We start from the raw sequence: 25,148 nt of genomic DNA, 5'->3' as shown, positions 1-25,148 counted from the left end.
GCGGTGGCCGACCTGCCCCTCACCGCCTACAAGATCCTGACCCAAGACCAGATGGACACGCTCGAACACGAACGTGTCTTCCTGGGGGCGCCGATCGATCTGACGGATGGCTATATCCACCTTTCCACCGCCGCGCAGGCGCAGGAGACGCTGGAAAAGCATTTCGCCGGCCAGACGGGGCTGTGGCTCGCCGCGGTGGATCTTGCCGCGCTCGGCGACTCCGTGCGCTGGGAGACCTCGCGCGGCGGCCAGCTCTTCCCGCACATCTACGGCCCGCTGCCGCTGGATGCGGTGACGGCGTACAGCGAGGTCGGGTATGAACCGGACGGCAGCCTGCGCCTGCCGGTGGCCGGCTGAAAAAGTCTGAAAACATCGCTTGACGGGGCCGGCCACGGAACGTAATTGGCCGCCTCCGCCAAGCAATGGCCCCTTCGTCTAGCGGTCTAGGACGTCGCCCTCTCACGGCGAAAACACGGGTTCGAGTCCCGTAGGGGTCACCATCTTCGCTTCGCGCATGCAGCGGCAGTGCTGCTCTCGCTTCGATCTCTGAAAATCCCGACATAAGCACTCGCGGCGCAAACGCGCTTTTGCGATCATCTCCTCCGTGCGACTACGGACGCGGCATTCACCGAAATTTATCCGTCTCCGATCAAAACGGCACTCAAACCAAAGCAAAAGCTGGGGATTGAGAGGAAGCCGTTATGTCGAAGTGCGCATTCTTGGTGTCCGCCGGGGTTATCGCCCTCCTGTCCACGCCGGCGCTGGCCCAGGATTTGCGCGGTTCCGCTGCCAACACGCCCGCGACCGCCGAAAACGAATCCCCCAACACCGCCGACATCGTCGTCACCGCAACGCGCCGATCCGAACGGCTGTCGAGCGTGCCGATCGCGGTTTCCGCCTTTGGCCAGGCGGCGCTGCAGAATTCGGGTGCGACCGACATCCGCCAGATGACGCAGATCGCGCCCTCGCTGCTGGTTTCCTCCACCGGCTCCGAGGCCAATGCCGCCGCCCGCGTGCGCGGCATCGGCACGGTGGGCGACAATCCGGGCCTGGAAAGCTCGGTCGCGGTCTTCATCGACGGCATCTACCGCAGCCGCACCGGCTCCGGTCTCAACGACATGGGCGAAATCGAGCGGATCGAAGTGCTGCGCGGTCCACAGGGCACCCTTTCCGGCCGCAACTCCTCGGCAGGCGCGATCAGCATCTACACCAAGCTGCCCGAATTCAAGTTCGGCGGGTTCGCCGAGGCGACCTATGGCAATTACGACGCCATCCGCCTGTCCGGCGCGCTCACCGGTCCCGTGGTGAAGGACCTGCTCGCCTTTCGCATCGACGGCGTCTATTCGAAGCGCGACGGCTATCTCTACGATGTCGTCAACAAGACCGACTATAACGATCGCAACCGCTATTTCGTCCGCGGCCAGCTGCTGTTCACGGTCAATCCGGATCTCGGCATCCGCCTGATCGCCGATTATACGCATCGCAAGGAAAAGTGCTGCGGCGCGGTCTATATGGACACGCGCGAGAAGCTGGATCCGACCCCGGGGGTGGCTGGCGACTTCTCGATCAATCCGGCGGGCAATCGCGTCACTGCAATCCTGCGCAGCATGGGCGGCGTGCTACCCAGCGAAGGCGATCCCTATAACCGCCAGATCGCCCAGTCCCCGGGCCGCGCCTATGCGAACCTGACAACGGATTATGGCGTGTCCGCCCGCATTCGCTGGAACCTGGGCGCGACGCAGCTGACCTCGCTGACCGCGTATCGCGAATACAAGTCCGACGGCGCGGCCGATATCGACTATGGCAATGTCGACATCGCCTATCGCCCGAACGACGGGAACAGCTATCGCCAGTTCCACACATTCAGCCATGAGAGCCGCTTCTCGGGCACGATCCTGGGCGACAAGCTGGACTGGCTCGTCGGCGGCTATTTCGCGCACGAGACGCTGCAGGTTGCGGACAATCTGCGCTTCGGCACGCAATATGGCGCCTTTGCCGCCTGCCGCATGGTGGCGACGCTCAATCCCACCGCGGCGCTGCGCGATCCCAGCCGCACCGGCTGCCTGAGCGCCGCCGGCCGGGCGGCGCTGACCCCGGCGGTGGGGCCGCAGATCATCGGCGGCATCGATCGGCTGAGCACGCTCAACGACCTTGGCAGCGTCCGCGACCTGTACGACCAGACCAGCGAGAACTGGGCGCTGTTCACGCACAACATCTACAAGCTCACCAAGACGCTGAGCTTCACCCTGGGCGCGCGCTACACGCACGAGAGTAAGACGCTGAAGGCCGCCTTCAACAACAACAACACCGTCTGCCCGGCGCAGCAGGCCGCACTCGGCCCGGTGCTCGCCAGCACCAACGCGACGCTGCAGTCGCTGGCGGCCGGCATCATCACCCTCACCTGCACCGGCAATTCCACCGCGGCGCTCACCGGCGTGCCGTTCACCGACAAGTTCAAGGAAGGTCAGCTGACCGGCACCGCGGTGCTTTCGTGGAAGCCGTCGGAGCGCACCCTGGCCTATGCCTCCTTCGCGCGCGGCTACAAGGCGGGCGGCTACAATCTCGACCGCTCGGACCTGTCGGCCACCGTGTTCGCCACGCCCAAGCCGGCGGCGGCGGCCAATCTGCGCTTCGATCCGGAGACGGTGAACGCCTATGAGCTGGGGCTGAAATACACCTCGCGCCGCCTCACCGCCAACGTGGCGCTGTATCGCTCCGAATTCACCAACTTCCAGCTGAACACCTTCAACGGCACCGCCTATATCGTCCAGAATATCGGCGGATGCAGCGCGGGCCTGAACGGTGCGGACCGCGACAACAGCTCGGCAACCGGCGCCTGCACCGGCAGCGTCGGCAAGGGCGTGGTGACGCAGGGCGTGGAACTCGAGGTCGGCCTCTACCCGACCTCCAACTTCACCGTAAACCTGGGCTACACGCTGGCCGACGCCAAATATCGCAACAACCTGGTCGGGTCCAAGGCCGGCGAGCCGCTCAACGCGCAGCTCTTCCTGCTGCCGGGCAGCCAGATGTCCAACGCACCCCGCAACACCGTGACCAGCGCCGTGACCTGGACGCCGTCGCTCGGCAACAGCGGCTGGACCGGGCTGATCTATGTCGATAGCCGCATGACCAGCGACTACAACACCGGTTCGGACCTGTTCGTCGAGAAGCTGCAGGACGGCTTCGTCACGATGAACGCGCGCCTGGGCGTCCGCGGCCCGGACGAGCGCTGGTCGCTGGAACTCTGGGCGCAGAACCTGCTCGACACCAAGTACCAGCAGGTTGCCTTCAGCATGCCGTTCCAGGGCGCCGGCAGCCAGTCGCAGGTGCAGGCCTTCGGATCGCCCGCATTCGCCACCGGCAATGCGCTGTTCGGCTCCTTCCTCGCCGAGCCGCGCACCTATGGCCTGACGCTCCGCACGCGGTTCTGACGCGCACCGGCCTCCTCCCCCTGCGCAGGGGGAGGAGACGCCGTGGCGCGGCTGGCCCCGCGCCTGCTTCCCCGCTACAGCCTGCCCCCATGCTGCGTCTGCCCCGCCGATGAGCGACACCGCCCCGCCCGCCCCCCGCCATGGCGGCTGGATCATCGCGGCATGCATGTGCGCCTCCAGCCTCGCCTTTCTCGACGGATCGGTGACCAACGTCGCCTTGCCGACGATCGGCCGGACGCTCGCCGCCGATCCGGCGACCTTGCCCTGGATCATCAACGCCTATCTCCTCCCGCTCTCCGCGCTGCTGCTGTTCGGGGGCGCTACCGGCGACTATTTTGGCCGCCGCCGGATGCTGATCCTGGGCGTCACGATCTTCGCGCTGGCCTCGCTCGGCTGTGCGCTATCCGCAGGCACCGACCTGCTGCTCGCCTCGCGCGCGCTGCAGGGGATCGGCGCGGCGGTCCTGATGCCCAACAGCCTCGGGCTGCTCGGCAGCAGCTTCCACGGCGAGGCACGGGGGCGTGCGATCGGCACCTGGGCCTCTGCGGGCGCGATCGCCTCCGCCGTGGGACCGCCGCTCGGCGGCTGGCTGGTCGACGCGGTCGGCTGGCGCGCGATCTTCTACCTCAACCTGCCCGTCGCCGCCGCCGCGATCGCCATCGCCTGGCGCTATGTGCCCGAGAGCCCGCGCGGCAAGGGCGGGCTCGACTGGCTCGGCGCGGCGCTCGCCACCGCGGGGCTGGGCAGCCTCACCTGGGCGCTGACCCTGTGGTCGAGCAGCCATGCGGTCTCCACCGAGGCGACCATCGGGCTGGTCGGCGGCGTCGGGCTGCTCGGCGGCTTCGTGCTCCACCAGCACCGGCTGGGCGAGCGCGCGATGATGCCGCTGGCGCTGTTCGGTTCGCTGCCGTTCGTGGGCCTCACCGTGCTGACCCTGCTGCTCTACGGCGCGCTGGGCGGGCTGATCCTGCTGCTGCCCTATCTACTGATCGTCGGCGGCGGCTATCCGCCCGCGCAGGCGGGGCTCGCGCTGCTCCCCTTCTCGATCGTGATCGGCGTCTCCTCGCGCTTCGCCGGGCGGCTGGCGGCGCGCATCGGCGGGCGCTGGCCGCTCTCGATCGGGCCGATCGTGACCGGCCTCGGCTTCTGGCTGCTCTCGGGCGCGGACCCGCAGGCGAGCTACTGGACGAGCATCCTGCCAGGGATGCTGGTGCTCTCGCTCGGCATGGCCGGCGCGGTGGCGCCCCTGACCACGGCGGTGCTCGCCTCGGTCGACGATCGCTTCACCGGCACCGCCTCGGGCTTCAACAGCGCGATCGCGCGGACCGGCGGGCTGGTGGCGACCGCGCTGGCCGGCGCGGTGCTGTCGCAGACCGGCACCGCGCTGGTCGGCGGGTTCCATGTGGCGGCACTGGTGTGCGCGGCGCTGGCGGTCGCGGCGGGGGTGACGGCGTTCGCTACGCTGAAGGCGTGACGCGCTGGAGGGCGGCGGGCGACGCGGCGGGATCGATCCTGTTCCTCGCCCTGCTCGGCGCGCTGGGCGCGATCACCGGCGGGGCCAGGCCGCGCAAGCCGGTGGTGCGGGTGGTGGTCTGGGGCGCGCTGGCGATGGCGCTGACCGCAGGCATTGGGCGGGTTGTGGGGACGAGTGTTTGAGGAGTGGTTTGATACCACTCACCATCAGCAGTCGTTCAAGGGTGTGGATACCGCCAAAAATACCACGTCGCTAAGATCGCAAGAATAGCTAGCAATGCGCTCAAGCCTCCAAAAACCGTACTCCAACGGGTCCACCAGCTCTCTTTGCTATCGCCTGTTTTGTTGATTACGCCGGGACCAGCAACCGCTCCATAGAAGTGGTTAATGTCTCTCCCGGCCACCTGCGACGATTGCGCGATTGGAACAGACCCTCCTGACTTTATCTTTTCCCGCGAGAGGAGCACCCATAATTTCAGACCGGGTATCAAGGTTTCTTGAGCCCACTCTTCAGCATCCGTGACGATACGCTTAGTTTCCCAGTCGATCTCAAAAACATCTGCATCGAGGGAGGTTAAAATTCTTTGCAAGGCAATCTTGTAAGCATTACTATGAAGGCGAACGAAATACGACCCAGCATTAGGGCTCGCTTTGACAAGCCCCTGCTCCCGCAGATCAGCCACGATGCTGTTGAACAAGCGCGTGTCGACAGAGGTATTGTAGTCTACCTCAAAGTCCTGCCGGGACATGTAACGGCGGTCGGGGCGATGTGAGTCGATAAACATACTGACTAGCAGCAGATGTTCGGCCAGCTCCACTTTGTTCACATTCGCCCCTTTTCGAACGGATTCGACCTCAATACCCCTCCGGCGCCAGATCGCTGAACTTGGTGAACTGCCGGTCGAAGCGCATGTGCACCGAGCCGGTCGCACCATGGCGCTGCTTGGCGATGATCACCGTCGCCTTGTTGGCCACTTCCAGCTGGCGCGCCTGCCATTCCTCATAGGCCATGCGCTCCTCGGCGGTCTCGGTGCCGTCGGGGATCTTCGTGGGCGCCTTGAAGTCGTGGTAATATTCGTCGCGATACACGAACAGCACGATATCGGCGTCCTGCTCGATCGAGCCGGATTCGCGAAGGTCGGAGAGCTGCGGGCGCTTGTCCTCGCGGCTTTCCACGGCGCGGCTCAGCTGGGAGAGCGCGAGCACCGGGACATGGAGTTCCTTGGCCAGCGTCTTGAGGCCGCGCGAAATCTCCGAGATTTCCTGCACGCGCCCGTCGCCCGAGGCTTTGGCCGAGCCGGTGAGCAGCTGCAGATAGTCGACGATCACCATGCCGATCTTGTGCTGGCGCTTGAGCCGCCGCGCGCGGGTACGCAGCGCCGCGATGGTGAGGCCCGGCGTGTCGTCGATATAGAGCGGCAGCCGCTCCAGATCGCCCGCGGCGCGCGCGAACTTCTGGAACTCGGCGTTGCTCAGCTGGCCGGTACGCAGCTTTTCCGAGACGACCTCGGCCTGTTCGGACAGGATACGCATGGCCAGCTGGTCGGCCGACATTTCGAGGCTGAAGAAGGCCACCGGCGCGCCGATCGACTTTTCCTCGGCGATGCCCGCATCGAGATCGTCCATGTAGCGCTTGGCGGCGTTGAACGCGATGTTGGTGGCGAGCGAGGTCTTGCCCATGCCCGGGCGGCCGGCGAGGATCAGCAGGTCCGATCGGTTGAAACCGCCGGTCGAGGCGTTGAGGTCGCTGAGGCCCGTGGTGATGCCCGAGATGCCGCCGCCCGAGTTCATCGCCTTCTCGGCCTGCTTCACGGCGAGCGTCGCGGCGCGGGTGAAGGACTTCACGCCGGCTTCCGAATCGCCCTGCTCGGCGACCTGGTAGAGCCGGAGTTCGGCCTGCTCGATCTGCTTGGAGGGATTGATGTCCTGGCTGGTGTCGAGCGCGCCCTCCACCATGCCGCGACCGACATCGACCAGCGCGCGGAGCTGGGCGAGATCGTAGATCTGGTCGGCGAAGGAGCGCGCGCCGATCAGGCTGGCCGGGTTGCCGGTCAGCTGGGCGAGATAGGCCGGGCCGCCCAGCTCCTTCATCGCCGGATCGTTGGCGAAGAGCGGGCGCAGCGTCACGGGGGTGGCGAGGCGGTTGTCGCCCACGAGGTGCGCGATCTGCTCATAGATGCGGCCGTGCAGCGGCTCGAAGAAATGCTCGGGTCGGATCTTCTGGAGAACGTCCTCCGCGACTCGGTTGTCGATCATCATCGCGCCGAGCAGCGCGGCTTCCGCCTCCACATTTTGCGGGAGGCTGAGGCCCTCTTGGGGCTCCGGGGTGGGGAAAGGGATCGGCTGTGCCATCCCGCCCTCATCGGCCAATGTGGGGGCGACGGCAACCGCATGGCTTGTGGAAAACGGGGAATGCTTCCAAAGCTGCGGCCTATGGCCGATCCGCGGATCCTCGACGTGACTCTCGACGAGCGCACCATCCTGTGGCGCTCGGCCGATATCGAGCAGGAACGCAGAATCGCGATCTACGATCTGCTCGAGGACAACCACTTCGCCCCCCAGCGCGCCCATGCCGATGGCTATGCCGGGCCGTACAAGCTGCATATCAGCGTGGAGGAAGGGCGGCTGGCGCTGGCGATCCGGCGGGCGGACGATACGCCGCTGGAGACGATCGTGCTCGGCCTCGCCCGCTTCCGCCGGCCGATCCGCGACTATTTCGCGATCTGCGACAGCTATTACCAGGCGATCCGCAATGCGACGCCCGCGCAGATCGAGACGGTGGACATGGCCCGGCGGGGTATCCACAACGACGCCGCCGAGCTGCTGCGGACGGCGCTGGACGGCAAGATCGAGGTCGATTTCGATACCGCGCGGCGGCTGTTCACGCTGATCTGCGTGCTTCACATCAAGGGATGAATTCCATGACGACCGACCGCGAGGGGCTGATCGCCGCCGCCCGTACCGCCGCGCGCAATGCGCATGCGCCCTATTCGAACTTCGGCGTCGGCGCGGCGGTGCTGCTGACCGACGGCACGGTGGTGACGGGGGCTAATTTCGAGAATGCCAGCTACGGCCTGTCGCTCTGCGCGGAGACGGTGGCGTTGGCGACGGTCTCGGCGCAGGGGCGGTTGCGCGACGTGGCGGAAATCGCGGTGATCGGCGGGCCGATCGGGCCGGACGGGGTGCCGACGGGCACCGCGCCGGTCAGCCCCTGCGGTCGCTGCCGCCAGGTGATCAACGAAGCGGCGCAGCTCGGCAGGCGCGACCTGCCGGTCCATTGCGGCGCGGCCGAGGGCGATGCGGTCGCGAGCTACCGCCTGTCCGAGCTGCTGCCCCAGGCGTTCGGGCCGGGGGATCTGGGGATCAGCTGAGCGCCCCCTCACCACTATACGTCATCCCGGCGAAAGCCGGGATCCAGACGCCACTCGGTCGTGGCTCCTGCTGCGACGGAGGCCCCACTGGATTCCGGCTTTCGCCGGAATGACGACGGTGGAGAGGTGCCTCCTCCCCCCCAACCTTGACGCCGCGCCCCCTCCCCCGCACTACCCGCGCCATGTCCATTCTTTCCGACCGCTGGATTCGCGAGCAGGCACTCAACCACAACATGATCGAGCCCTTCGTCGAGAGCCAGCGGCGCGAGGGCTGCATCAGCTACGGCCTCTCCTCCTATGGCTATGACGCGCGGGTGGCGGACGAGTTCAAGATCTTCACCAATGTCGACAGCGCGGTGGTGGACCCGAAGAATTTCGACGCGAACAGCTTCGTCGATCGCAAGACCGATGTCTGCGTGATCCCGCCCAACAGCTTTGCGCTGGCGCGGACGGTAGAATATTTCCGGGTGCCGCGCGACACGCTGGTGATCTGCCTCGGCAAGTCGACCTATGCGCGCTGCGGGATCATCGTCAACGTGACGCCGCTCGAGCCCGAATGGGAAGGCCATGTGACGCTGGAGTTCTCCAACACCACCCCGCTCCCGGCCAAGATCTACGCCAATGAAGGCGCGTGCCAGTTCCTGTTCCTCAAGGGCGAGCAGCCTTGCGAGACGAGCTATGCCGACCGCGCGGGCAAATATATGGGCCAGCGCGGCGTGACCCTGCCGCGGCTGTAAGCGGCCGCGCTTTCGCTCCCCTCCCGCTTGCGGGAGGGGAACACACGCTCCACGGTTCGGGGCGGCGCCCTAGCACCGCCCCTTCTTCTCACGCCTTTTGCAGGTGGCGGCGGCCGAGCAGCTCGGCGATCTGCACCGCGTTCAGCGCCGCGCCCTTGCGGAGATTGTCCGACACGCACCACAGCGACAGGCCGTTCTCCACGGTCGAATCCTCGCGCACGCGGCTGACATAGGTGGCATATTCGCCGACGCACTCAATCGGGGTGACGTAGCCGCCATTCTCGCGCTTATCGACGAGCATGATGCCCGGCGCCTCGCGCAGGATCTTCTGGGCGTCCTCGGCCGAGAGTTCGTTCTCGAACTCGATGTTGATCGCCTCGGAATGGCCGACGAACACCGGCACGCGCACGCAAGTGGCGGTCACCTTGACCTTGGGGTCGAGGATCTTCTTGGTCTCGGCGACCATCTTGAATTCTTCCTTGGTCGAGCCGTCGTCGAGGAAGCTGTCGATGTGCGGGATCACGTTGAACGCGATCTGCTTGGTGAACTTGGCCGGCTCCACCTGGTCGCCGACGAAGATCGCGCGGCTCTGGTTGAACAGCTCGTCCATGCCCGCCTTGCCCGCGCCGGAGACCGACTGGTAGGTCGCGACGACGACGCGCTTGATCTTGGCGGCATCGTGCAGCGGCTTGAGCGCCACCACCATCTGCGCGGTCGAGCAATTCGGATTGGCGATGATGTTGCGCGCCTTGTAGCCGTCGATCGCCTCGGGGTTCACCTCGGGCACGATCAGCGGCACGTCCGGGTCCATGCGGTAGAGCGAGGCATTGTCGATCACCGTGCAGCCCGCGGCGGCAAACTTGGGCGCATAGATCGCGCTGCCTTCGGAGCCGATCGCGAACAGCGCGATGTCCCAGCCGGTGGGATCGAAATGCTCGATGTTCTGGACCTTGTACTGTTTGCCGGTCTCGCCGAAGTCCACCATGTCCCCGGTCGAGCGCGACGATGCCAGCACGGCGAGATCGTCGATCGGGAATTCCCGCTCGGCCAGGATGTTGAGCATTTCGCGACCGACATTGCCGGTGGCGCCTGCGACGACGACACGGTAGCCCATTTGTACCTCTTTCTTGCCCACGCCGGAGAAGGCGGCGCGACGGCTCTGTAGTGGGGATGGAGGGTGGAATGCACCAGCATTCCGCTGCTTCGCTGCAGAAAGCGCAGCTATCGCGCCCGGATTAGGGGCGCGGTGTAATTCGCGTAGTTTTGGCGCGTTTTCGAAGCATCGCGGGACCCGCTAGCAGAAACATGCTTGCGTGGCGAGCCCCTTTTTGCGCAACTTCATGCTGCGGCCAGCACACCCTCCGGCTCCGGCGCGCCGGCCCGCCGGAACGGTTGCCAGCGCACATAGGCGAGCGAGCGCCATGCCCATTCCATCGGCCCCATCGTGAAGGCACGCAGCCACAGATTGGCGAGCACGACCTGGAATGCCAGTACCGCCAGCGCCACGCCGTACAGCCCGCTCCAGCTGAGCTTCCCCCACAGACCCGGCCCCCACGGCGCAAACAGAATGTAGATGGCGATGAACTGCTGGAGGAAATAGAGCGAGAAGGCCGTCCGCCCCGCCGCCTTGAACGGCGCCAGCATCGCCGCGCCCAGGCTGCTGCGCACGGCCAGGTTGATCAGCGCGACATGGCCTATCGACACCAGCATCCGTGCCGGCTCCTGGGTGAACCAGTAACTGTGGAGGATCGGCACGGGCGACAGCATCTCCTGCGTGCCAACAGCCCGCGCGATCATCCCCGGCACATAGCAACACAGGAGCAGCACGACATAGAACCGCGTGCTGCGCCCGCCCTGCACCACCCGCCATTTCCAGAGCGCGATGCCGATCAGCATCATGCAAAAGGCCTCGGCAATGCCCATGCCCAGCTGGGGCAGCATGAACTCGGTGTAGAAGCCGATATTCATGCCCGCATAGGCGAGCCAGCCGCCGCTATGCCCGGCCTTTTCCATCGCCAGGATCTTCTTGCCCTGGGAGCCGCCTGTCGCGCGGCGCTCAAGCAGTTGCTGCCAGTCCTTCTGCTTGGCCTGCTCGGCCTTGGTCAGCGGCTGGTGTGCCGCCACTTTCTTCTCGATGGCAGGCACCGCCGCGAGCAATTCGGCACGTTCCATGTAGATCGGCACCGCGGTCACGACCAGGAACAGCGCGAACAGCGAACCGAACGCGACCAGCAGGCGCGGCCCCAGCAGCCGGAACGGGAACAGGAACAGCGCCGCCAGCGCATAGACGTGGAGGATGTCGCCGGTCCACAGGAACACGAAGATGTCGAGCAAGCCAAATCCGAGCAGCCACAGGTTGCGACGCCAGTAGAGATCCGCGACGGCCACCGGCCCGTCCGGTCGCATCGCGCTCGACGCGAGCACCATCAGCCCGCAGCCGAACAGGATCTCCAGAACACCGCGCTGGGTACCTTCCAGCACGACCTGCACGAAGCGCCAGCTCCATTGGTCGAGCGGGGACCAGCCGATGATCTGGGGCTTGTTGAACATCGCCAGGGCCGTCTGGCCTTCGAAGGGGATGTTCATGAAAAAGATGCCCAGGATGGCAAGCCCACGAAGTATGTCGAGAACATCGATCCGTGCAGACTTGCGCACCGGCGCAAGTTGCGCCACTCCCTCTACTGTCATGGCTCGCCCCCGTCCTAAGACGAGAGCGAGCCTATATTGTTACACAGGTGGAGTCGAGTCCGGCAGAACGGGCGTCAGAAGCTTGCCCATTCCTCGACGTCGGCGCCGGTCTGCCGCACCGTGCTGACCGTGGCGGCATGGGGAACGTTGGACGTGACCGGCATCGCATGCACCCGCGAGCGCACCGGCTTGCGATGGCTGCGATCGCCGGCGTTGAAGCGCGCTGCCTGCTCGGTCAGCGACCGGACTTCCGAACTCAGATTGCGCGCCGCGGCCGAGGTCTCTTCCACCATCGCGGCGTTCTGCTGGGTGGTCTGGTCGATGCTGTTGACCGCCGTCGCCACCTGGGTGACCGCCGACGCTTGGATCTGATTGTCCTTGGCCATGGTTTCGAGCAGCGAGTGGACCTCGTTGACGTCGCCGACGATCGCGCCGAGGGCGCTGTCGACTCGGCGGACCATGTCGACCGCGGCGTTGATGTCGGTCTGCGTCGCCGTCAGCTGGTCGCGGGCGCGTCCGGCTTCTTCTTCGGCACGCATCGCCAGCGCCGAGACGAGGTCGGCGACGACCGCGAAGCCGCGGCCCGCTTCGCCTGCCCGGCCTGCTTCCACCGCCGCGTTCATCGCGAGAACGCGGGTCTGGAAGGCGATCTTGTCGAGGCCTTCGATGACGTTGTCGATGCCCTTGGCGCTTTCGGAGACGCGGCTCATCGCCTGCATCGCCTCATCGGCAACGCTGCGGCCGGAGTCGACCACGCCGATGGCGCCCGTCGCCCGCTCGACGGTCTTGGTGGAGGCGGCGGCCGTCGCCTTGATGCGCTGGTCCATCTCGCTGACCGCAGCCGAGGTTTCCTCCAGGCTGGCGGCAGCACCCTCGGTGCGCCGGGCGAGATCCTCGCTCGCCTGGGCGATTTCCGCCGAGCCGGTGGAAATCGTCTCGGCGCTTTCGATCACCGCAGTGATCAGGTCGCGCAGGGCGGCGACGGCGGCGTTGAAGTTCTGCTTCAGGCCCTGATATTCCGGATCGAACTGCGCATCGATGGTGGCGGTAAGGTCGCCGCCGGCGAGCTTGCCGAGGCGGTCCTCCAGCGTCTCCACGACCAGCGCCTGCCCGGCATCGGCACGACGCTTGGCCTCCGCCAGCTCCTCCTGCCGCAGCGCCGCCTCCTTGAAGACGACCAGCGACTTGGCCATCCCGCCCACTTCATCGCCGCGCTCGGTGCCGGGCACCTCGACATGATTGTTCCCGCCGGCGAGGCCGCGCATCGACTCCTGGAGGCGAACCAGCGGACCGACGATCTGCGACCGGGTGACGAAGATGGCGAGACCAAGGCTGCTGACGATGGCAACCAGCGCGATGCCGAACAGCGTGATCGCCGCACTCGAGACCTGCGCGGTCAGGCCCGTGGAAATCTTGTTGGCGTCGTCGATGCGACGGTCGTTATAGGCCTTGAGCTGCTTCGTGAATTCGATGGCAATCAAGTCTGCCTTTGCCAGACCCAGCTTTCCCGCCTCTTCCTGGTTCGCGAGACCCAGTTCCACGGCGGGAGCAACAACTTCCTGCAGTTGCTCCAACACACCGCGCAGCCGGGCGATGTCGGCTGCACCTTCCTTCTCGGCGGCGGCAACCTCGCTCAGATACTCGTTCGCCTGCTTGAACGACGCGAGTTCCTCTGCGGCGGAGTTCTTGGCTTCCGTCGAAGCGCCGTCATACACCAAGGTGCGATAGGCACTGTACATCATCGCGTTGGCCAGCCGGTTCACCCGCACCATCTTGGCGGTGTTGGGAAGCTTCGTACCCACCAACACCGAATAGTCGGCGTCGATCGATCGCATGACGCCGCCGCCATACCAGGCGACGCCCAGCGTGACGATGCCAAGAAGGCTTAGCATCGACATGATCTTGAACTGGATTTTGAGATTGGCCAGGAATTGCACGCTCGATTCCTCCCAGGCGCGGCCACACGCCGCTCAGAAAGTTTACCAGCGCATTATAGAAGAGGGGCGTGTCAGCGGCCTCTGACGCGCCCCTCGGTCTTATACGTACATGTCTGCGTTTCCGCGCCTTTACTTGGTCAATGCGCGGTCAAGGAAGCCCAGGATCGTGTTCCACAAATGCTCGCTGATGCCGGGACCACCTACGCGGTGCGTCTGCCCCGGATAGAGCATCATCTCGAACGGCACTTTCTTCTGCTGCAGCGCCGAATACATCGCAGTGCCATTTTCCAGCACGACATTGTCGTCGGACATCCCGTGAATCATCAGCAGCTTGTCGCTGATCTTTGCGGCATCCGCCAGAGTGTTCGACGCCCCATAGGCCTCCGGCACCTGGCGCGGATCCCCCATGTAGCGCTCGGTATAATGGGTGTCGTACAGCTCCCACTTGGTCACCGGCGCGCCCGACACACCCGCCGCGAAGGTGCCCGGTGCCGCCTCCAGCATCTTCAGCGTCATGTAGCCGCCATAGGACCAGCCATAGGTGGCAATGCGCTTCGGATCGACAAAGGGCAGCGTCTTGAGATAGGCCGCGCCTGCCAGCTGGTCCTGCACCTCCGCGCTGCCCATGGCGTGCCAGATCGCGCTTTCGAAGGCGACGCCCCGATTGGCGGAACCGCGATTGTCGATCTGGAACCAGATATAGCCTTGCTGCACCAGATATTGCTGGAGCGGGCCGCCCCAGGCGCGGCTGACCGTCTGCACATGCGGGCCGCCATAATGCTGGAAGAACACCGGGTAGCGCTTGCCCGGCTCCAGCTTCGGGGTGATCATCTCCCAGTGCAGCACGGTGCCGTCCGGCCCCGGAATCGTGCCGAAGCTGCGCTCGCGGTGGGTGGCGAGATAGGCGTGGTAGGGGTGCTCCGCCCCGCCGACGGCATTTTCCTGCACCCAGGCAATGCGCTTGCCGTCTGCGTCCGCGAGATAGACCTGGCGGGGCTGGTTCGGGTTCGATCGGCTCACGATCGCGCGGGTGCCGCTAGCATCCATGCTCGCGGCATTCCACCAGCCGCGCTCGGTCAGTCGGGTGATGCCGCCGGGCTTGCGATAGTCTACCCAGTACAGGTGCCGCTCGAGCGGATCATCCTTATTCCCCTGGAAATAGAGGCGGCCATGCTGCTGATCGACACTGATCCCGTCGGGCGCCACTTCCCACGGTCCCTTTGTCAGCTGCGTGAACGTCCCCGATTGCCAGCGATAGAGATGGCCGTGACCATCGCGCTCCGACCACCAGATCAGGCTGCCATCGTCGAGCGGCTTGAGACCATAGCTGAGGTTGATCCAGCTCTTGGCCGCCGCCTTCTCGCTGAACAGCACGCGCGCGGCGCCGCTGGCGGGGTCGACGGCAAGCAGGTCGAGCTGGGTCTGCGCACGGTTCTGGCGCTGGACGTACAGCGTCTTGCCGTCGGGTGCCCAATCGACGCGCGCGAGATAGATGTCGCGATCCGGGCCGAGATCCACCTTCACGCGCTTCTGCCCGGCGGGATCCAGCACATAGAGCTCGACCAGCGCGTTGGGCGTGCCTGCCTTGGGATAGCGCTGCTGCACGATGCTGGTGCCCTCCGCGCCGATGGCGGCACGCGTCACGATGCCGACCGGCGCCTCATCGAATCGCTCGACCGCGACATAGGCGTCGTTCGGCGACCACCAATAGCCGGTGCTCCGCGCCATTTCCTCCTGCGCGACAAATTCCGCCTCGCCCCAGTGCACCGTACCCGCACCATCGGGCGTGACCCGGCTCGCCGTTCCCGAGGCAAGATCCATGATCACCAGATTCTGATCTTGCAGATAGCTGGCAAACTTGCCCGCAGGGCTGAGCACCGCGTTGAGCTTGGGGCCCGCCGCGGCGGGCAGCTTGTCCACCTCCCCGGTCAGCCGCGCCCGGAACAGGTCGCCGTCCAGCGGCACCAGGATGGAGCGGGCATCGGGTGCCCAGGCGTAGGAAACGATGCCCTTGGTCCCGCCGATGCGCGCCCGCTCGCGTTGCATCTTCTCGGCTTCGGACAATTCTGCTCCGGATCCGAGCTTTTTGGAATCGATCAGCATCCGCCACTGGCCATTGGCGGTATCCATCGCCCACAGATCGTAGCGTTCGCGATCGTCATCGCGATTGCGCAGCAACGTCAGATACTTGCCGTCCGGCGACAATTGTACCGCGCGCGGTGCGGGTCCATCGAGCGACGGGCTGGCGAAGACACGCTCCAGCGTCAGTTGCGGCGCACCCTGCGCCAGCGCCATCCCGTCAGCCATGCCCACTCCCATCGCGATGGCCATCATGGCCACACCCAGCTTCCATTTGCGCATCCAACACTCCGCCTTTCCGGCCGCGCGGCCGGTAGTGCGATGGTGTATCGTGGCCTGCTCGTGCGTAAAGGCCGGATCTTGCATTGCGTACCGCCGGAGAAGCGCAACGGAACTGCGGGTACGGCGTGTAGAAAGGAAAACCTTTCGATCGGCTCCCGGCGGTGAACCAAGCAAACAAAGCGCAACAGGAAATAATATTTCCATTTATTTCCATCGATGCTACTTTGGCGATGCTGGTGATCTGCAATGTAGTTAACGAACGCCGTAATAACGTTAAGATGGGGTTCAGCTACAGCGCGTATTGGTTAACGCAGGATATACCGTATGGGGCGGGTCCGCGGAACCGAGGAGGATCGGCAGCACATGTCCTTTGGCGGGGTGAGCGGCATGGGAACAGACGTCAGGGTTAAGCGCGCGACGACACTGCTGCAGCGAAGCTGGCCGGGTGCCACGGTGCTGCGGCCGGCCGATATCGGGCTGGGCAGCGGGCAATCCGCCGCCGCGGACTTTGTAGCGATCATCGAAGCGCTCAGCGACGCCGGGTTTCTCGCCTATGAAGCGCTGGTCCTCAATGCCGATGGGCCGATGGTAGTCGACGCCGCACTCACTGCCCGCGGCCGCGCAGCACTGGATGCCGGCGCGGAACTGCCGCACTAGCCCCCCCCCCGGCGCGCGGCTCAGTGCAGGCTGCGGCAGGGGCGATCGACACAGCCCGCCAGCGCGCGAAGCAACGCCACTTCCGCATCGTTGAAGCGCCGGGCATTGCGCCCGAGCACCGCGAGCACGCCCACCCGCCGGTCTCCGCGCCAGATCGGCACCGAAAGCTGACTTCGATACCCCTTGGCGAGCGCCTGTAGCGGCTCGGCGAGCATCCGCGCCGTTTCCTCGGGCGCCACGCCACCAGCGGCGGCCATCACGATGCGCGATCCGGTTTGCAAGATGGCGACATCGCCGCTGAGCAAGGCCACCGCCGCGCGTGCAATGCGGCTGTCATCTGCTTGATTTGCTTCGCCTTCGTCCAGGGGCACCAGGCAATCGGACGCAACGGAACTGCTAAACCAACGCGACATACGGACACCCTGATGGAAACGTTTTTGGGTGTACGCGGCGAGTAGACCGGATTGCAGTACGGAAATCTACCGCAGCCCCAGCAGCCTTCCCCTACGGCATGCTGTTCCAGATCGAGACGCGCAGGCGGAAGTTATCAACCGGTTAATTCATTTCGGACCTAAACCATCCCTAGGCAGATTTTGCCTAGTGACGTAAACGCTGCGCCCACGTCGAGGTGATCATACGGAAAAGCCGAATCACCGCTTATCGGCGCAAGGATGTTGCGGAATCTGCCAAGGGTCGAAGGCACGGTTCCTCATACATGCAGCTCTGGGGCGATCGCCTGAGGCAAGCAACGCCATTGCTTGCCCTTGTCGACGCGCAGGCATGTGGACCGTGATGCTGAGGAGGACCGAATGTCGATGAGCGGGGAAGGAAACGAGGCGCTGGGCGCACTCGATCCGCGCTGCATCGCGGCGATCGCCGGAACCCTCCAGCATTGCTGGCCGGGCAGCGCGACGCTGAGCCCCGCCGCCCTGGGCCTGGGCACGTCGCTCGACCGGCACCACGCCTTCATCGCCGCCGTGCAGGGACTGTGCGATCGCGGGCTGCTCGCCTATGAGGCGCTGCTCATCGGCATCGGCGGCCCGGAAGTCCGTGACGCCGCGCTGACGGCGCGCGGCCGCGCGCTGCTGCAGGATACCGCGCTGCGCGCTGCAGCCTAAGCACGCCCCCCTTTTCCAATCGACGGTCTTTCGACGCGCCGCGCATCGGTGATGCGCTGGCGCATTTTTGTGCAGCGATGGCGCGCCTTCGCCGCCGGGCATGAAAAAAGGCGCGCGGACCACCGGTCCACGCGCCTTTTCGCGTTTGGGAAGACCAGCCTTATTCGGCGGCCTGCGCCTCGGTGCGGGTGTCGCGGCGCTCGGCGATACGCGCCGACTTGCCGGTACGACCACGCAGATAGTAGAGTTTCGCACGACGCACGACACCACGGCGCACGACCTCGATCGAATCGATGTTCGGCGAATAGAGCGGGAATACGCGCTCCACGCCTTCACCGAACGAGATCTTGCGGACGGTGAAGTTCGAACCCATGCCCTTGTTCGAGCGGGCGATGCACACGCCCTCGAAGTTCTGCACGCGGGTACGCTCGCCTTCGACCACCTTCACGCCGATGCGGACGGTGTCGCCCGGGCGGAATTCCGGAATCTTCTTGGCTTCGTTGAACTTGGCAATCTGCTCGGCTTCGAGCGTCTGGATGAGGTTCATCTCAGTCAGTCCCATGTTTTTGCCGCGCGCCAGAGGGAGACTGGACCCGAACGCCCTCATGGCGTTCCCAAAGGTCTGGCCTCCTTAGCCGTGTATCGGTCTCCGCCATGGCGCGTCGCCAGGCCTCGATCCTCGCATGATCCCCCGATCGCAGCACTTCGGGGATCGTGCGCCCTTCCCATTCGACAGGTCGGGTATATTGCGGATATTCGAGCAGCCCCGTTTCGAAGCTCTCGTCCATACCGCTTGAAGCGGCGCCCATTACGCCGGGAACGAGCCGAATGCAAGCATCCAGCATCGTCAGTGCCGCCATTTCGCCGCCGGAGAGAATATAGTCGCCGATCGATACTTGCTCGATGCCGCGCGCGTCGAAGATGCGCTCGTCGAAACCCTCGAACCGGCCACACAGCACGATCGCGCCCGGCCCTGCGGCAAGGTCGCGTACCCGATTCTGGGTGAGCGGCCGTCCGCGCGGCGTCATCGCGAGCAAGGGGCGCCCGCCCCGCTCGACGCTGTCCACCGCCGATGCGAGGACATCCGCGCGCAGGACCATTCCGGCCCCGCCACCGGCGGGTGTGTCGTCCACCGAACGGTGCTTGTCGGTGGCGAAATCGCGGATCTGCACCGCCTCCAGCGACCAAAGCCCCTCGCGCAGACCGCGCCCGGCGAGCGAGATGCCGAGCGGTCCGGGGAACATCTCGGGATACAGCGTCAGGATGGTGGCAGCGAAGGTCACAGCGTCCAGTTCTCGAGCTTGAGGTCGGGGATGTCGGCGAAATGCCGTTCGTTGTTGGTAATCAGCGTCAGACCGGCAGCCAGCGCCTGGGCTGCGATCAGCCGGTCGAGGCGGGCATGGCGGAACGGCAACCGGGCATGGGCCTCCGCGGCGGCGGCGTCGAACGGCAGCAACACGACGTCACGAAGAAAGCTCTGCAAGGCACGTTCGGCTTCGGGCGCTCGGAGGCTGAGCCGGACCTCCGCATAGCTGATGGCCGATACGGCCAGGCTGCCGCGTGCCTGCTGACGGACGCGTGCATTGAGCGGCGCCACCGCCCCCTGGAGCAGGTAGATGCAGATAGTGCTGTCGAGCAGAAAGACCGGATCAGGCATCGCGCCGCAACTTGCGCAGATCCCAGTCAAGCGCCCGCTCTTCCAGTTCGCGGTCCTCGTCCGGGATCAGCTTCAGATGCGGAAGTGCGCCGATCCAGTCGCCGCCGATCTTTTCCTCGCTATCCACCGGCTCCACGGAAAAGCCGCGGCGTTCCTCGCGCAGTACGACCTCGGCGCCCTCCTTCAGGCCCAGCGCCTTGGGCAGGCGCAGCGCCAGCGAATTGCCCGACTTGAAGATCCTGGCGCAATATTCCTCGCCCATGCATCGCCTCCGTATATACGGCCTGTATATACAACGCCCGCAAAAGCGCAACGTGATCAGAACCAGTCCTCGATCCGCAATCCCGGCACGGAGCGGAAGTCGCGGCCGTTCTGCGTGACGAGAGTCGCACCCAGCGACAAGGCATGCGCAGCGATCAGCCGATCGTATCGCCCCCGTGCCGCACGCGCTGCCGGAAAGGCACGCGCTGCCGATGCATCGAACGGCACCACCGGCAGTTGCGCCAGCAATCCCTCCAGCCCCGCCCCAGCCCCCGCAGCCAGTTCGGCCAGACTGATCGCGGAGAGGGCGATCGCACCCGGCGCCGCCGCGGCGATCCGCCGGGCCACCGGCGCTCCACCGCCGCGCAGCAGGCGGATGCAGACACAGGTATCGAGCAGATAGTCGGGTGCGGCCATGCCCCGCCCTAGCACCGGTCGACGGAACCTGTCGCGCACCCCAAGCGCTGCGGCGCCATGGACGATTGCATCATCATCGGCGGCGGACCGGCGGGGCTCACCGCCGCCATCTATCTCAGCCGCTACCATCTGAAGATCCGCCTGTTCGACTGCGGTTCGAGCCGTGCCGCGCTGATCCCGTGCACGCACAATCATGCCGGATATCCTGACGGCGTGTCGGGTCTTGACCTGCTCGCCGCCATGCGGGCGCAGGCCGAGAAATACGGGATGGTGCGCGAGGCAGCGAAGGTCACGGGTCTCCGGGCCACGGAACCCGGCTTCGCGGTACGGATCGGCGATCGGGAGATCCGGGCACGATCTGTCTTGCTCGCCACCGGCGTCATCAATCATCGACCGCCCATGCCTGACGCCCTGCACGACGCAGCGCTGGCGCAGGGACGGATCCGCTACTGCCCGGTCTGCGATGGCTATGAGGTTACCGATCGCCGCGTCGCCGTCTATGGCACGGGAGAGCACGCCGCCCGCGAGGCGCTGTTCGTCCGCAGCTTTACCCGCGACGTGACGCTGATCGCGCCCGAGCGGCACAGCTTGCCGGCGGAGCAGCTCGCGCAGCTCTCTGCGGCGGGCGTCGCGCTGATCGACGGCCCCGCGACGGAATGGGCAATCGAGGACGAGCAATTGTCCCTCGCAACAGCGGCCGGTCGCGTCACATTCGACAGCCTCTACCCGGCGCTAGGCTCGCACATCCGCTCCGAACTTGCCGTGCAGGCGGGCGCCCGGGCGGACGATGGCGGCTGTCTGGAGGTGGACGATCATCAGCGCACCTCCCTGCCCGGCCTGTTCGCCGCCGGCGACGTCGCCAAGGGCCTGGATCAGATCAGCCATGCCATGGGCGAAGCGGGCGTCGCCGCAACGACGATCCGTAACATGCTCAATGCCGAGGCGCCGCTCTGGCGCTAGCTGCTGCAGCCGCCGCAACCGCCGCCGCCGCATCCACCGCCACCACCATCGCTGCCACCACCGCCGTCCCCGTCACCGCCGCCATCGACACCGAACGACATCCCATCGCCGCCTGCCGCGCGCACGCGGTGCAGGTCTTCCCAGCCGGAGCCGACCAGTACCGCCGTCCCGAACAGCGCGACCCCGATCCCCACTTCGTCCGCGGTCGGCGCTCGACGCAGCCGCTCATGTCGACGGCGCGCCTCCGCAAGCCGTTGCTGGCCGATACGGGTTCGTGCTTCCACGCCGGCAAAGCGAACCACCGCAACGACCAGCGTGACGATCAGCGCGATCGCAAGGAAGCCGACCGGCCGCCCGCGCGCCTCTCCGACGAGGAGTTTGACCAGGCCGAAGCCGGCGAGCAGCAGGAACGGCGATGCCTGCGCGATGCGAACACGCCACACCTCGCCGGCGGAGAGCAACAGCCCGCGATCAACGAGCCGCTGCTGCGCGGCGCGCGCCAAGGCAGCCAGCGCGCGGGCCGCCGCATGCCACCGGAGCGGCCGGGCCGGTTCGCCCAGCGCACGCACCGCGGGCGTGGCAGGCGCGTCCGCCGCCAGCACCAGCGCCCCGCCCTGGACGGTGAGATATCCGGCTGTGCGCAGCTGCGCGGCGACCAGTTCGCTGTATCGCGGCAGCCCACCCGCCAGCACGGCGAGATCAACGTCCGCCAACCGGCCGCAGGGGCGTCCCTCCGGCCGCACCGCCAGCGACAGGCGCAAGCTGGCGAACCACGCCAGCGCGAACAGCACCAGGTAGAGAAAGAGAAACGGCCCACCCGAAAGATCGAAAGGTCCGTGTGTCATGATCATCCACTCCCATGGAGCAATGCACCGAGACATGCCGCCGCCAGCCCCAGCCCCAAGAGAATCGGGACAGCGGCAACGTAGCTGCGCGGCACGATGAAGGCGTCGCGCGGGTGCACGCGGCGCGCCTTGTGGTCCTGCATCAGTCGCCGCCGTGCGTCGGGCCACAGATCCGCAGGCGGCGGGCCGAAGACGTGCTCGTAGCTGCGCAGCGTCTCGGCATATTGAAGGAAGAAGCGGTGCTGCTCGGCGAGCCCGCCAGCGGTGGGGCCATGGTGAAGGGGCCGGCCGAGTATCTGCGGGCAGAAGCGCTCCCAATAGTCGCGGGTATAGCCAAGATGCAGGTGCCAGGCCTGGTCGACCGCGTCGGACGGCGTTACGCCATGCCCGCAGGTCACCGCGAGAAAGCAGAAGCGACGATATTCCTCGAATACGCGCGATGCATGCGCGCACGTCCAGCCATTCTCGCGCGCGAGCCGCGCAACGAAGGGCAGCGCGACGTCTTCCGGGCCGACGATGTAAAGCGAAAGCGCCTTCCAGACCGGGTGGTCGGCATAGCGTTCATGCGGGCCCGGGGGCGCGTGCATCGATTTCCTAGTAGCACCCTAGGAAATAACTGTCGAGGGCTACTCGATGAAGGCGCTCGTCACGACCAGTTGGGTGGCATCCCAGCTCGGCACCGCCTCGGGCCGCATGGGCACCATGAAGAGCCTGCCATCGGGCCGCTCGATCTCGATGACGTCACCTGCACCGTAGTCGTCGATCGCGACGACGCGGCCGATCGCGCCCCCGTCCTCACCGACGACCGGCAGGTCCAGCAGGTCTATGTGATAATATTCGCCCTCGCCCAGGGGCGGGAGGGCAGAACGCGGCACCGTCAGTTCGGTGCCGCGCAGTGCCTCGGCGGCATTGCGGTCAGCTACTTCGGCAAAGCGGGCGATCACACCATTGGATCCCCCGCGCACCGACTTGAGCGTGAGCGCGCCACCGTTGAAGCTCTTGTGCGCCGCCAGATCCTCCGCGAACACCTTCAGCCGCACCTCGCCGGCGATGCCGTGCGCGCCGATCACGGCGGCAAGCGTCACCGGGCGATCGCCGCGGGTCGAGGGAGCGGAAGGTTCTGCCATGATGGAGATCTGCGACGCGCAAGGCATCCCTCCCGTACGGGACGGGAGGGACGTTCAGCCTCAGGCCTCGGCAGCCTCTTCGGCCGGGGCGGCAGCGGCTTCGGCGGCTGCCTTGGCCTTCTCGGCGCGCTCTTCTGCACGCTCCTTGGCCTTCTCGCCCGGAACCGCCTTGTTCGGGTTGTTGCGGGCCGCACGCTCCTTGACGCCGGCGGCGTCGAGGAAGCGGAGGACGCGATCGGTCGGCTGCGCGCCGACGCCCAGCCAGTAGGTCGCGCGCTCGTTGTCGAGCTTCACGCGCTCGGGCGAATCCTTGGCGAGCAGCGGGTTGTAGGTGCCGATCTTCTCGATGAACTTGCCGTCGCGGGGCGCACGGGCGTCGGCAACGACGATCCGGTAATACGGGCGCTTCTTGGAGCCGCCGCGCGACAGACGCATGGAGAGAGCCATTCTACTTCACTTCCTTCTAGAGATACGATTGAAACAGGTTGAACTAAATTACTTCTTCTTCAGCAAATTCTCGAAGCCCGGCGGCAGCTTGGCGCCCCCCGGCAGACCCGGCAGGCCGGCGCCCACCTTGTCCATCATCTCGCCCATCTCGGCGCCGCCCAGGGCATTGCCGATGCCGCCCATGCCGCCGCCCGGGCCGCCCTTGGCGAGCATGCCGAGCATGCCCTTCAGACCGCCCATCTTCTTCAGGCGCTTCATCGCGGTCTGCATCTCCTGATGCATCTTGATGAGCTTGTTGACGTCCTGCACGGTCAGGCCGCTGCCCTTGGCGATGCGGATCTTGCGCTTGGCGTTGAGCAGTTCGGGCTTGGCGCGCTCCTTGGGCGTCATCGAACCGATGATCGCGTCCATGCGCAACAGCACCTTGTCGCCGCCGACCTGGTCGACCGCGGCCTGCGCCTTCTTCATGCCGGGGATCATCCCCGCCAGCGCGCTGATGCCGCCCATCTTGCGCATCTGCGCCAGCTGCGCGCGCAGGTCGTTCATGTCGAACTGGCCCTTGGCGAGCCGGTTCGCCATGCGCTCGGCGTCTTCCTGCTCGATCGACGCCGCAGCGCGCTCGACCAGGCTGACCACGTCGCCCATGCCGAGGATGCGGCCGGCGACGCGCTTCGGATGGAACGGCTCGATCTGGTCGAGCTTCTCGCCCATGCCGGCGAACTTGATCGGCTGGCCGGTGACCGCGCGCATCGACAGCGCCGCACCGCCGCGCGCATCGCCGTCCATCCGGGTGAGGATCACGCCGGTCAGCGGCACCTGCGCCGAGAAGTTGCTGGCGACGTTCACCGCGTCCTGGCCGGTGAGCGAGTCGACGACGAGCAGGATTTCCTGCGGCTTCGAGATGTCGGCGACCGCCTTCATCTCGTCCATCAGCGCCTGGTCGACGTGGAGGCGGCCGGCGGTGTCGAGCATCACCACGTCGAAGCCCTGAAGCTTCGCCGACTGCAGCGCACGCCGCGCGATGTCGACCGGCTGCTGGCCGGTGACGATCGGCAGCGTCGCCACTTCGGTCTGGGTGCCGAGAACCGCGAGCTGTTCCTGCGCGGCCGGACGGTTCACGTCCAGCGACGCCATCATCACCTTCTTGCCCTGCTTCTTCAGCAGCTTGGCAAGCTTGGCGGTGGTCGTGGTCTTGCCCGAGCCCTGCAGGCCGACGAGCATGATCACCGCCGGCGGGGTGACGTCGATCGCGAGCTCGGCGGTATCGGCGCCGAGCATGTCGACCAGCGCGTCATGGACGATCTTGACGACCTGCTGGCCCGGCGTGACCGAGCGCAGCACCTGCTGGCCGACGGCCTGCTCGGTTACCTTGTCGACGAACTCGCGGGCGACGGGCAGCGCGACGTCCGCTTCCAAGAGCGCCACGCGTACTTCGCGCATCGCGGTCCGGACATCGGCCTCGGCGAGCGCGCCACGTCCGCGCAGGCGCTCGAAGACGCCGCCCAGCCGATCGCTCAAACTCTCGAACATGATGCCCAGATCACTCCAAATCAGTCGTTGTCCCGCCAAACGCAAAACACGCCGGCGGACGAAACCTCGTCGGCCGGCGTCACCCCTCGGGGTGGCAAATGTCTCGCGTCCACGGAGGAACGGTGGGTCCC

26 protein-coding genes, 1 tRNA gene and 1 pseudogene are annotated in these 25,148 nt (G+C 66.1%); 11 read left to right on the top strand and 17 right to left on the bottom strand.

Annotated features, from left to right (window positions below; all coding sequences use genetic code 11):
* Positions 1 to 3 precede the first annotated feature (3 nt).
* From OIM94_RS01730 to OIM94_RS01710, 5 genes and pseudogenes are all read left to right on the top strand, one after another.
* The gene (locus OIM94_RS01730; RefSeq protein ID WP_264608412.1) at positions 4 to 357 is read left to right on the top strand and encodes a DUF952 domain-containing protein; all 354 of its coding nucleotides are present in this window, start codon (positions 4 to 6) and stop codon (positions 355 to 357) included.
* A gap of 67 nt (positions 358 to 424) precedes the next feature.
* Positions 425 to 500 (top strand) — tRNA-Glu (locus OIM94_RS01725).
* 201 nt (positions 501 to 701) lie between these two features.
* A complete protein-coding gene (locus OIM94_RS01720) occupies positions 702 to 3,431 on the top strand; it encodes a TonB-dependent receptor (RefSeq protein ID WP_264608411.1) in 2,730 nt (909 codons plus the stop codon).
* A 109-nt stretch (positions 3,432 to 3,540) separates the two neighbouring features.
* Positions 3,541 to 4,905 carry an MFS transporter gene (locus OIM94_RS01715; protein ID WP_264608410.1) on the top strand — a complete coding sequence of 455 codons (1,365 nt, stop codon included), beginning with the start codon at positions 3,541 to 3,543 and terminating at the stop codon, positions 4,903 to 4,905.
* Between the two features lie 11 nt (positions 4,906 to 4,916).
* A pseudogene (locus tag OIM94_RS01710) lies at positions 4,917 to 5,087 on the top strand (VIT1/CCC1 transporter family protein); the annotation flags it as partial.
* A gap of 35 nt (positions 5,088 to 5,122) precedes the next feature.
* Here OIM94_RS01710 and OIM94_RS01705 read toward each other — a convergent pair.
* Both OIM94_RS01705 and OIM94_RS01700 read right to left on the bottom strand, forming a co-directional pair.
* Positions 5,123 to 5,731, bottom strand: coding sequence for a hypothetical protein (locus tag OIM94_RS01705; protein ID WP_264608409.1), 609 nt, complete (start codon positions 5,729 to 5,731; stop codon positions 5,123 to 5,125).
* A gap of 28 nt (positions 5,732 to 5,759) precedes the next feature.
* Positions 5,760 to 7,256 carry a replicative DNA helicase gene (locus tag OIM94_RS01700; protein ID WP_264608408.1) on the bottom strand — a complete coding sequence of 499 codons (1,497 nt, stop codon included), beginning with the start codon at positions 7,254 to 7,256 and terminating at the stop codon, positions 5,760 to 5,762.
* 81 nt (positions 7,257 to 7,337) lie between these two features.
* On the opposite strand from OIM94_RS01700, the gene OIM94_RS01695 reads away from it, so the two are divergent.
* The 3 genes from OIM94_RS01695 (at position 7,338) to dcd (ending at position 9,012) form a co-directional block, all read left to right on the top strand.
* On the top strand, positions 7,338 to 7,820 hold the full coding sequence (locus tag OIM94_RS01695) for a UPF0262 family protein (protein WP_264608407.1): 483 nt from the start codon (positions 7,338 to 7,340) through the stop codon (positions 7,818 to 7,820).
* A gap of 5 nt (positions 7,821 to 7,825) precedes the next feature.
* Positions 7,826 to 8,275 carry a cytidine deaminase gene (locus OIM94_RS01690; RefSeq protein WP_264608406.1) on the top strand — a complete coding sequence of 150 codons (450 nt, stop codon included), beginning with the start codon at positions 7,826 to 7,828 and terminating at the stop codon, positions 8,273 to 8,275.
* A gap of 182 nt (positions 8,276 to 8,457) precedes the next feature.
* A complete protein-coding gene (dcd, locus tag OIM94_RS01685; RefSeq protein ID WP_066717087.1) occupies positions 8,458 to 9,012 on the top strand; it encodes a dCTP deaminase in 555 nt (184 codons plus the stop codon).
* An 88-nt stretch (positions 9,013 to 9,100) separates the two neighbouring features.
* Here dcd and OIM94_RS01680 read toward each other — a convergent pair whose 3' ends face one another.
* The 4 genes from OIM94_RS01680 to OIM94_RS01665 all read right to left on the bottom strand — a co-directional run bounded on the left by OIM94_RS01680 (position 9,101) and on the right by OIM94_RS01665 (position 15,998).
* Positions 9,101 to 10,126: an aspartate-semialdehyde dehydrogenase gene (locus OIM94_RS01680; protein ID WP_264608405.1), complete on the bottom strand. Its 1,026-nt coding sequence runs from the start codon at positions 10,124 to 10,126 to the stop codon at positions 9,101 to 9,103.
* Between the two features lie 224 nt (positions 10,127 to 10,350).
* Positions 10,351 to 11,700 carry a DUF418 domain-containing protein gene (locus OIM94_RS01675; protein ID WP_264608404.1) on the bottom strand — a complete coding sequence of 450 codons (1,350 nt, stop codon included), beginning with the start codon at positions 11,698 to 11,700 and terminating at the stop codon, positions 10,351 to 10,353.
* A 74-nt stretch (positions 11,701 to 11,774) separates the two neighbouring features.
* Complete coding sequence (locus OIM94_RS01670) at positions 11,775 to 13,637, bottom strand: methyl-accepting chemotaxis protein (RefSeq protein WP_264608403.1); 1,863 nt, start codon at positions 13,635 to 13,637, stop codon at positions 11,775 to 11,777.
* A 129-nt stretch (positions 13,638 to 13,766) separates the two neighbouring features.
* Complete coding sequence (locus OIM94_RS01665; protein WP_413716371.1) at positions 13,767 to 15,998, bottom strand: DPP IV N-terminal domain-containing protein; 2,232 nt, start codon at positions 15,996 to 15,998, stop codon at positions 13,767 to 13,769.
* A gap of 324 nt (positions 15,999 to 16,322) precedes the next feature.
* Here OIM94_RS01665 and OIM94_RS01660 point away from each other — a divergent pair, with 324 nt between their 5' ends.
* Positions 16,323 to 16,655 (top strand): hypothetical protein, encoded by a 333-nt coding sequence (locus tag OIM94_RS01660; RefSeq protein ID WP_264608402.1) that lies wholly within the window; start codon positions 16,323 to 16,325, stop codon positions 16,653 to 16,655.
* A gap of 20 nt (positions 16,656 to 16,675) precedes the next feature.
* Here the strand turns inward: OIM94_RS01660 and OIM94_RS01655 are convergent, their stop codons facing one another.
* Positions 16,676 to 16,936 (bottom strand): GAF domain-containing protein, encoded by a 261-nt coding sequence (locus tag OIM94_RS01655; RefSeq protein ID WP_264608401.1) that lies wholly within the window; start codon positions 16,934 to 16,936, stop codon positions 16,676 to 16,678.
* Between the two features lie 534 nt (positions 16,937 to 17,470).
* Between OIM94_RS01655 and OIM94_RS01650 the strand changes: the two genes are divergently transcribed.
* Entirely contained in the window at positions 17,471 to 17,773 is a 303-nt protein-coding gene (locus OIM94_RS01650; protein WP_264608400.1) for a hypothetical protein, read from the top strand.
* A 160-nt stretch (positions 17,774 to 17,933) separates the two neighbouring features.
* Here the strand turns inward: OIM94_RS01650 and rplS are convergent, their stop codons facing one another.
* Genes rplS through OIM94_RS01625 form a run of 5 tightly spaced genes read right to left on the bottom strand, consistent with a single transcriptional unit; the run spans position 17,934 to position 20,108 of the window.
* Positions 17,934 to 18,320: a 50S ribosomal protein L19 gene (gene rplS / locus OIM94_RS01645; RefSeq protein WP_264608399.1), complete on the bottom strand. Its 387-nt coding sequence runs from the start codon at positions 18,318 to 18,320 to the stop codon at positions 17,934 to 17,936.
* Between the two features lies 1 nt (position 18,321).
* Positions 18,322 to 19,056, bottom strand: a complete 735-nt coding sequence (gene trmD, locus OIM94_RS01640) for a tRNA (guanosine(37)-N1)-methyltransferase TrmD (protein WP_264608398.1) — start codon at positions 19,054 to 19,056, stop codon at positions 18,322 to 18,324.
* Complete coding sequence (locus OIM94_RS01635) at positions 19,053 to 19,430, bottom strand: type II toxin-antitoxin system VapC family toxin (protein WP_264608397.1); 378 nt, start codon at positions 19,428 to 19,430, stop codon at positions 19,053 to 19,055. The genes trmD and OIM94_RS01635 overlap by 4 nt, the downstream gene beginning before the upstream one ends.
* Positions 19,423 to 19,692 carry an AbrB/MazE/SpoVT family DNA-binding domain-containing protein gene (locus tag OIM94_RS01630; protein WP_264608396.1) on the bottom strand — a complete coding sequence of 90 codons (270 nt, stop codon included), beginning with the start codon at positions 19,690 to 19,692 and terminating at the stop codon, positions 19,423 to 19,425. Before OIM94_RS01630 ends, OIM94_RS01635 begins: the two co-directional genes overlap by 8 nt.
* A 56-nt stretch (positions 19,693 to 19,748) precedes the next feature.
* Positions 19,749 to 20,108, bottom strand: a complete 360-nt coding sequence (locus OIM94_RS01625; RefSeq protein WP_264608395.1) for a PIN domain-containing protein — start codon at positions 20,106 to 20,108, stop codon at positions 19,749 to 19,751.
* Positions 20,109 to 20,165: 57 nt separating this feature from the next.
* Here OIM94_RS01625 and OIM94_RS01620 point away from each other — a divergent pair, with 57 nt between their 5' ends.
* Complete coding sequence (locus OIM94_RS01620; protein ID WP_264608394.1) at positions 20,166 to 21,068, top strand: NAD(P)/FAD-dependent oxidoreductase; 903 nt, start codon at positions 20,166 to 20,168, stop codon at positions 21,066 to 21,068.
* Here the strand turns inward: OIM94_RS01620 and OIM94_RS01615 are convergent.
* The 5 genes from OIM94_RS01615 to ffh are packed head-to-tail and all read right to left on the bottom strand — an operon-like array spanning position 21,065 to position 25,017.
* The gene (locus tag OIM94_RS01615) at positions 21,065 to 21,913 is read right to left on the bottom strand and encodes a TIGR04222 domain-containing membrane protein (protein ID WP_264608393.1); all 849 of its coding nucleotides are present in this window, start codon (positions 21,911 to 21,913) and stop codon (positions 21,065 to 21,067) included. The two genes, OIM94_RS01620 and OIM94_RS01615, sit on opposite strands and share 4 nt — an antisense overlap.
* A 2-nt stretch (positions 21,914 to 21,915) precedes the next feature.
* The gene (locus tag OIM94_RS01610; RefSeq protein WP_264608392.1) at positions 21,916 to 22,500 is read right to left on the bottom strand and encodes a glycine-rich domain-containing protein; all 585 of its coding nucleotides are present in this window, start codon (positions 22,498 to 22,500) and stop codon (positions 21,916 to 21,918) included.
* Between the two features lie 39 nt (positions 22,501 to 22,539).
* Entirely contained in the window at positions 22,540 to 23,040 is a 501-nt protein-coding gene (gene rimM, locus OIM94_RS01605; RefSeq protein ID WP_264609962.1) for a ribosome maturation factor RimM, read from the bottom strand.
* 60 nt (positions 23,041 to 23,100) lie between these two features.
* A complete protein-coding gene (rpsP, locus tag OIM94_RS01600) occupies positions 23,101 to 23,487 on the bottom strand; it encodes a 30S ribosomal protein S16 (protein ID WP_319801139.1) in 387 nt (128 codons plus the stop codon).
* Between the two features lie 48 nt (positions 23,488 to 23,535).
* Positions 23,536 to 25,017 carry a signal recognition particle protein gene (gene ffh, locus OIM94_RS01595; RefSeq protein WP_264608391.1) on the bottom strand — a complete coding sequence of 494 codons (1,482 nt, stop codon included), beginning with the start codon at positions 25,015 to 25,017 and terminating at the stop codon, positions 23,536 to 23,538.
* Positions 25,018 to 25,148: the final 131 nt, after the last annotated feature.

The sequence above is a fragment of the Sphingomonas sp. R1 genome (assembly GCF_025960285.1).
Classification (GTDB): Bacteria; Pseudomonadota; Alphaproteobacteria; order Sphingomonadales; family Sphingomonadaceae; genus Sphingomonas.
Note: the sequence above shows the minus strand (reverse complement) of the source record. Positions and strands in the feature narration are given on the sequence as shown.

Bases quoted from the DNA above. Each gene is read 5' to 3' on its own strand.
- OIM94_RS01680 (WP_264608405.1), bottom strand. From the start codon at position 10,126: ATGGGCTACCGTGTCGTCGTCGCAGGCGCCACCGGCAATGTCGGTCGC.
- OIM94_RS01630 (WP_264608396.1), bottom strand. From the start codon at position 19,692: ATGGGCGAGGAATATTGCGCCAGGATCTTCAAGTCGGGCAATTCGCTG.
- OIM94_RS01700 (WP_264608408.1), bottom strand. From the start codon at position 7,256: ATGGCACAGCCGATCCCTTTCCCCACCCCGGAGCCCCAAGAGGGCCTC.
- OIM94_RS01625 (WP_264608395.1), bottom strand. From the start codon at position 20,108: ATGGCCGCACCCGACTATCTGCTCGATACCTGTGTCTGCATCCGCCTG.
- OIM94_RS01650 (WP_264608400.1), top strand. From the start codon at position 17,471: ATGAGCGGGGAAGGAAACGAGGCGCTGGGCGCACTCGATCCGCGCTGC.
- OIM94_RS01675 (WP_264608404.1), bottom strand. From the start codon at position 11,700: ATGACAGTAGAGGGAGTGGCGCAACTTGCGCCGGTGCGCAAGTCTGCA.
- OIM94_RS01660 (WP_264608402.1), top strand. From the start codon at position 16,323: ATGGGGCGGGTCCGCGGAACCGAGGAGGATCGGCAGCACATGTCCTTT.
- OIM94_RS01615 (WP_264608393.1), bottom strand. From the start codon at position 21,913: ATGACACACGGACCTTTCGATCTTTCGGGTGGGCCGTTTCTCTTTCTC.
- OIM94_RS01610 (WP_264608392.1), bottom strand. From the start codon at position 22,500: ATGCACGCGCCCCCGGGCCCGCATGAACGCTATGCCGACCACCCGGTC.
- OIM94_RS01690 (WP_264608406.1), top strand. From the start codon at position 7,826: ATGACGACCGACCGCGAGGGGCTGATCGCCGCCGCCCGTACCGCCGCG.
- OIM94_RS01695 (WP_264608407.1), top strand. From the start codon at position 7,338: ATGGCCGATCCGCGGATCCTCGACGTGACTCTCGACGAGCGCACCATC.
- OIM94_RS01720 (WP_264608411.1), top strand. From the start codon at position 702: ATGTCGAAGTGCGCATTCTTGGTGTCCGCCGGGGTTATCGCCCTCCTG.
- dcd (WP_066717087.1), top strand. From the start codon at position 8,458: ATGTCCATTCTTTCCGACCGCTGGATTCGCGAGCAGGCACTCAACCAC.
- OIM94_RS01665 (WP_413716371.1), bottom strand. From the start codon at position 15,998: ATGCGCAAATGGAAGCTGGGTGTGGCCATGATGGCCATCGCGATGGGA.
- OIM94_RS01635 (WP_264608397.1), bottom strand. From the start codon at position 19,430: ATGCCTGATCCGGTCTTTCTGCTCGACAGCACTATCTGCATCTACCTG.
- ffh (WP_264608391.1), bottom strand. From the start codon at position 25,017: ATGTTCGAGAGTTTGAGCGATCGGCTGGGCGGCGTCTTCGAGCGCCTG.
- rpsP (WP_319801139.1), bottom strand. From the start codon at position 23,487: ATGGCTCTCTCCATGCGTCTGTCGCGCGGCGGCTCCAAGAAGCGCCCG.
- rimM (WP_264609962.1), bottom strand. From the start codon at position 23,040: ATGGCAGAACCTTCCGCTCCCTCGACCCGCGGCGATCGCCCGGTGACG.
- rplS (WP_264608399.1), bottom strand. From the start codon at position 18,320: ATGAACCTCATCCAGACGCTCGAAGCCGAGCAGATTGCCAAGTTCAAC.
- OIM94_RS01715 (WP_264608410.1), top strand. From the start codon at position 3,541: ATGAGCGACACCGCCCCGCCCGCCCCCCGCCATGGCGGCTGGATCATC.
- OIM94_RS01620 (WP_264608394.1), top strand. From the start codon at position 20,166: ATGGACGATTGCATCATCATCGGCGGCGGACCGGCGGGGCTCACCGCC.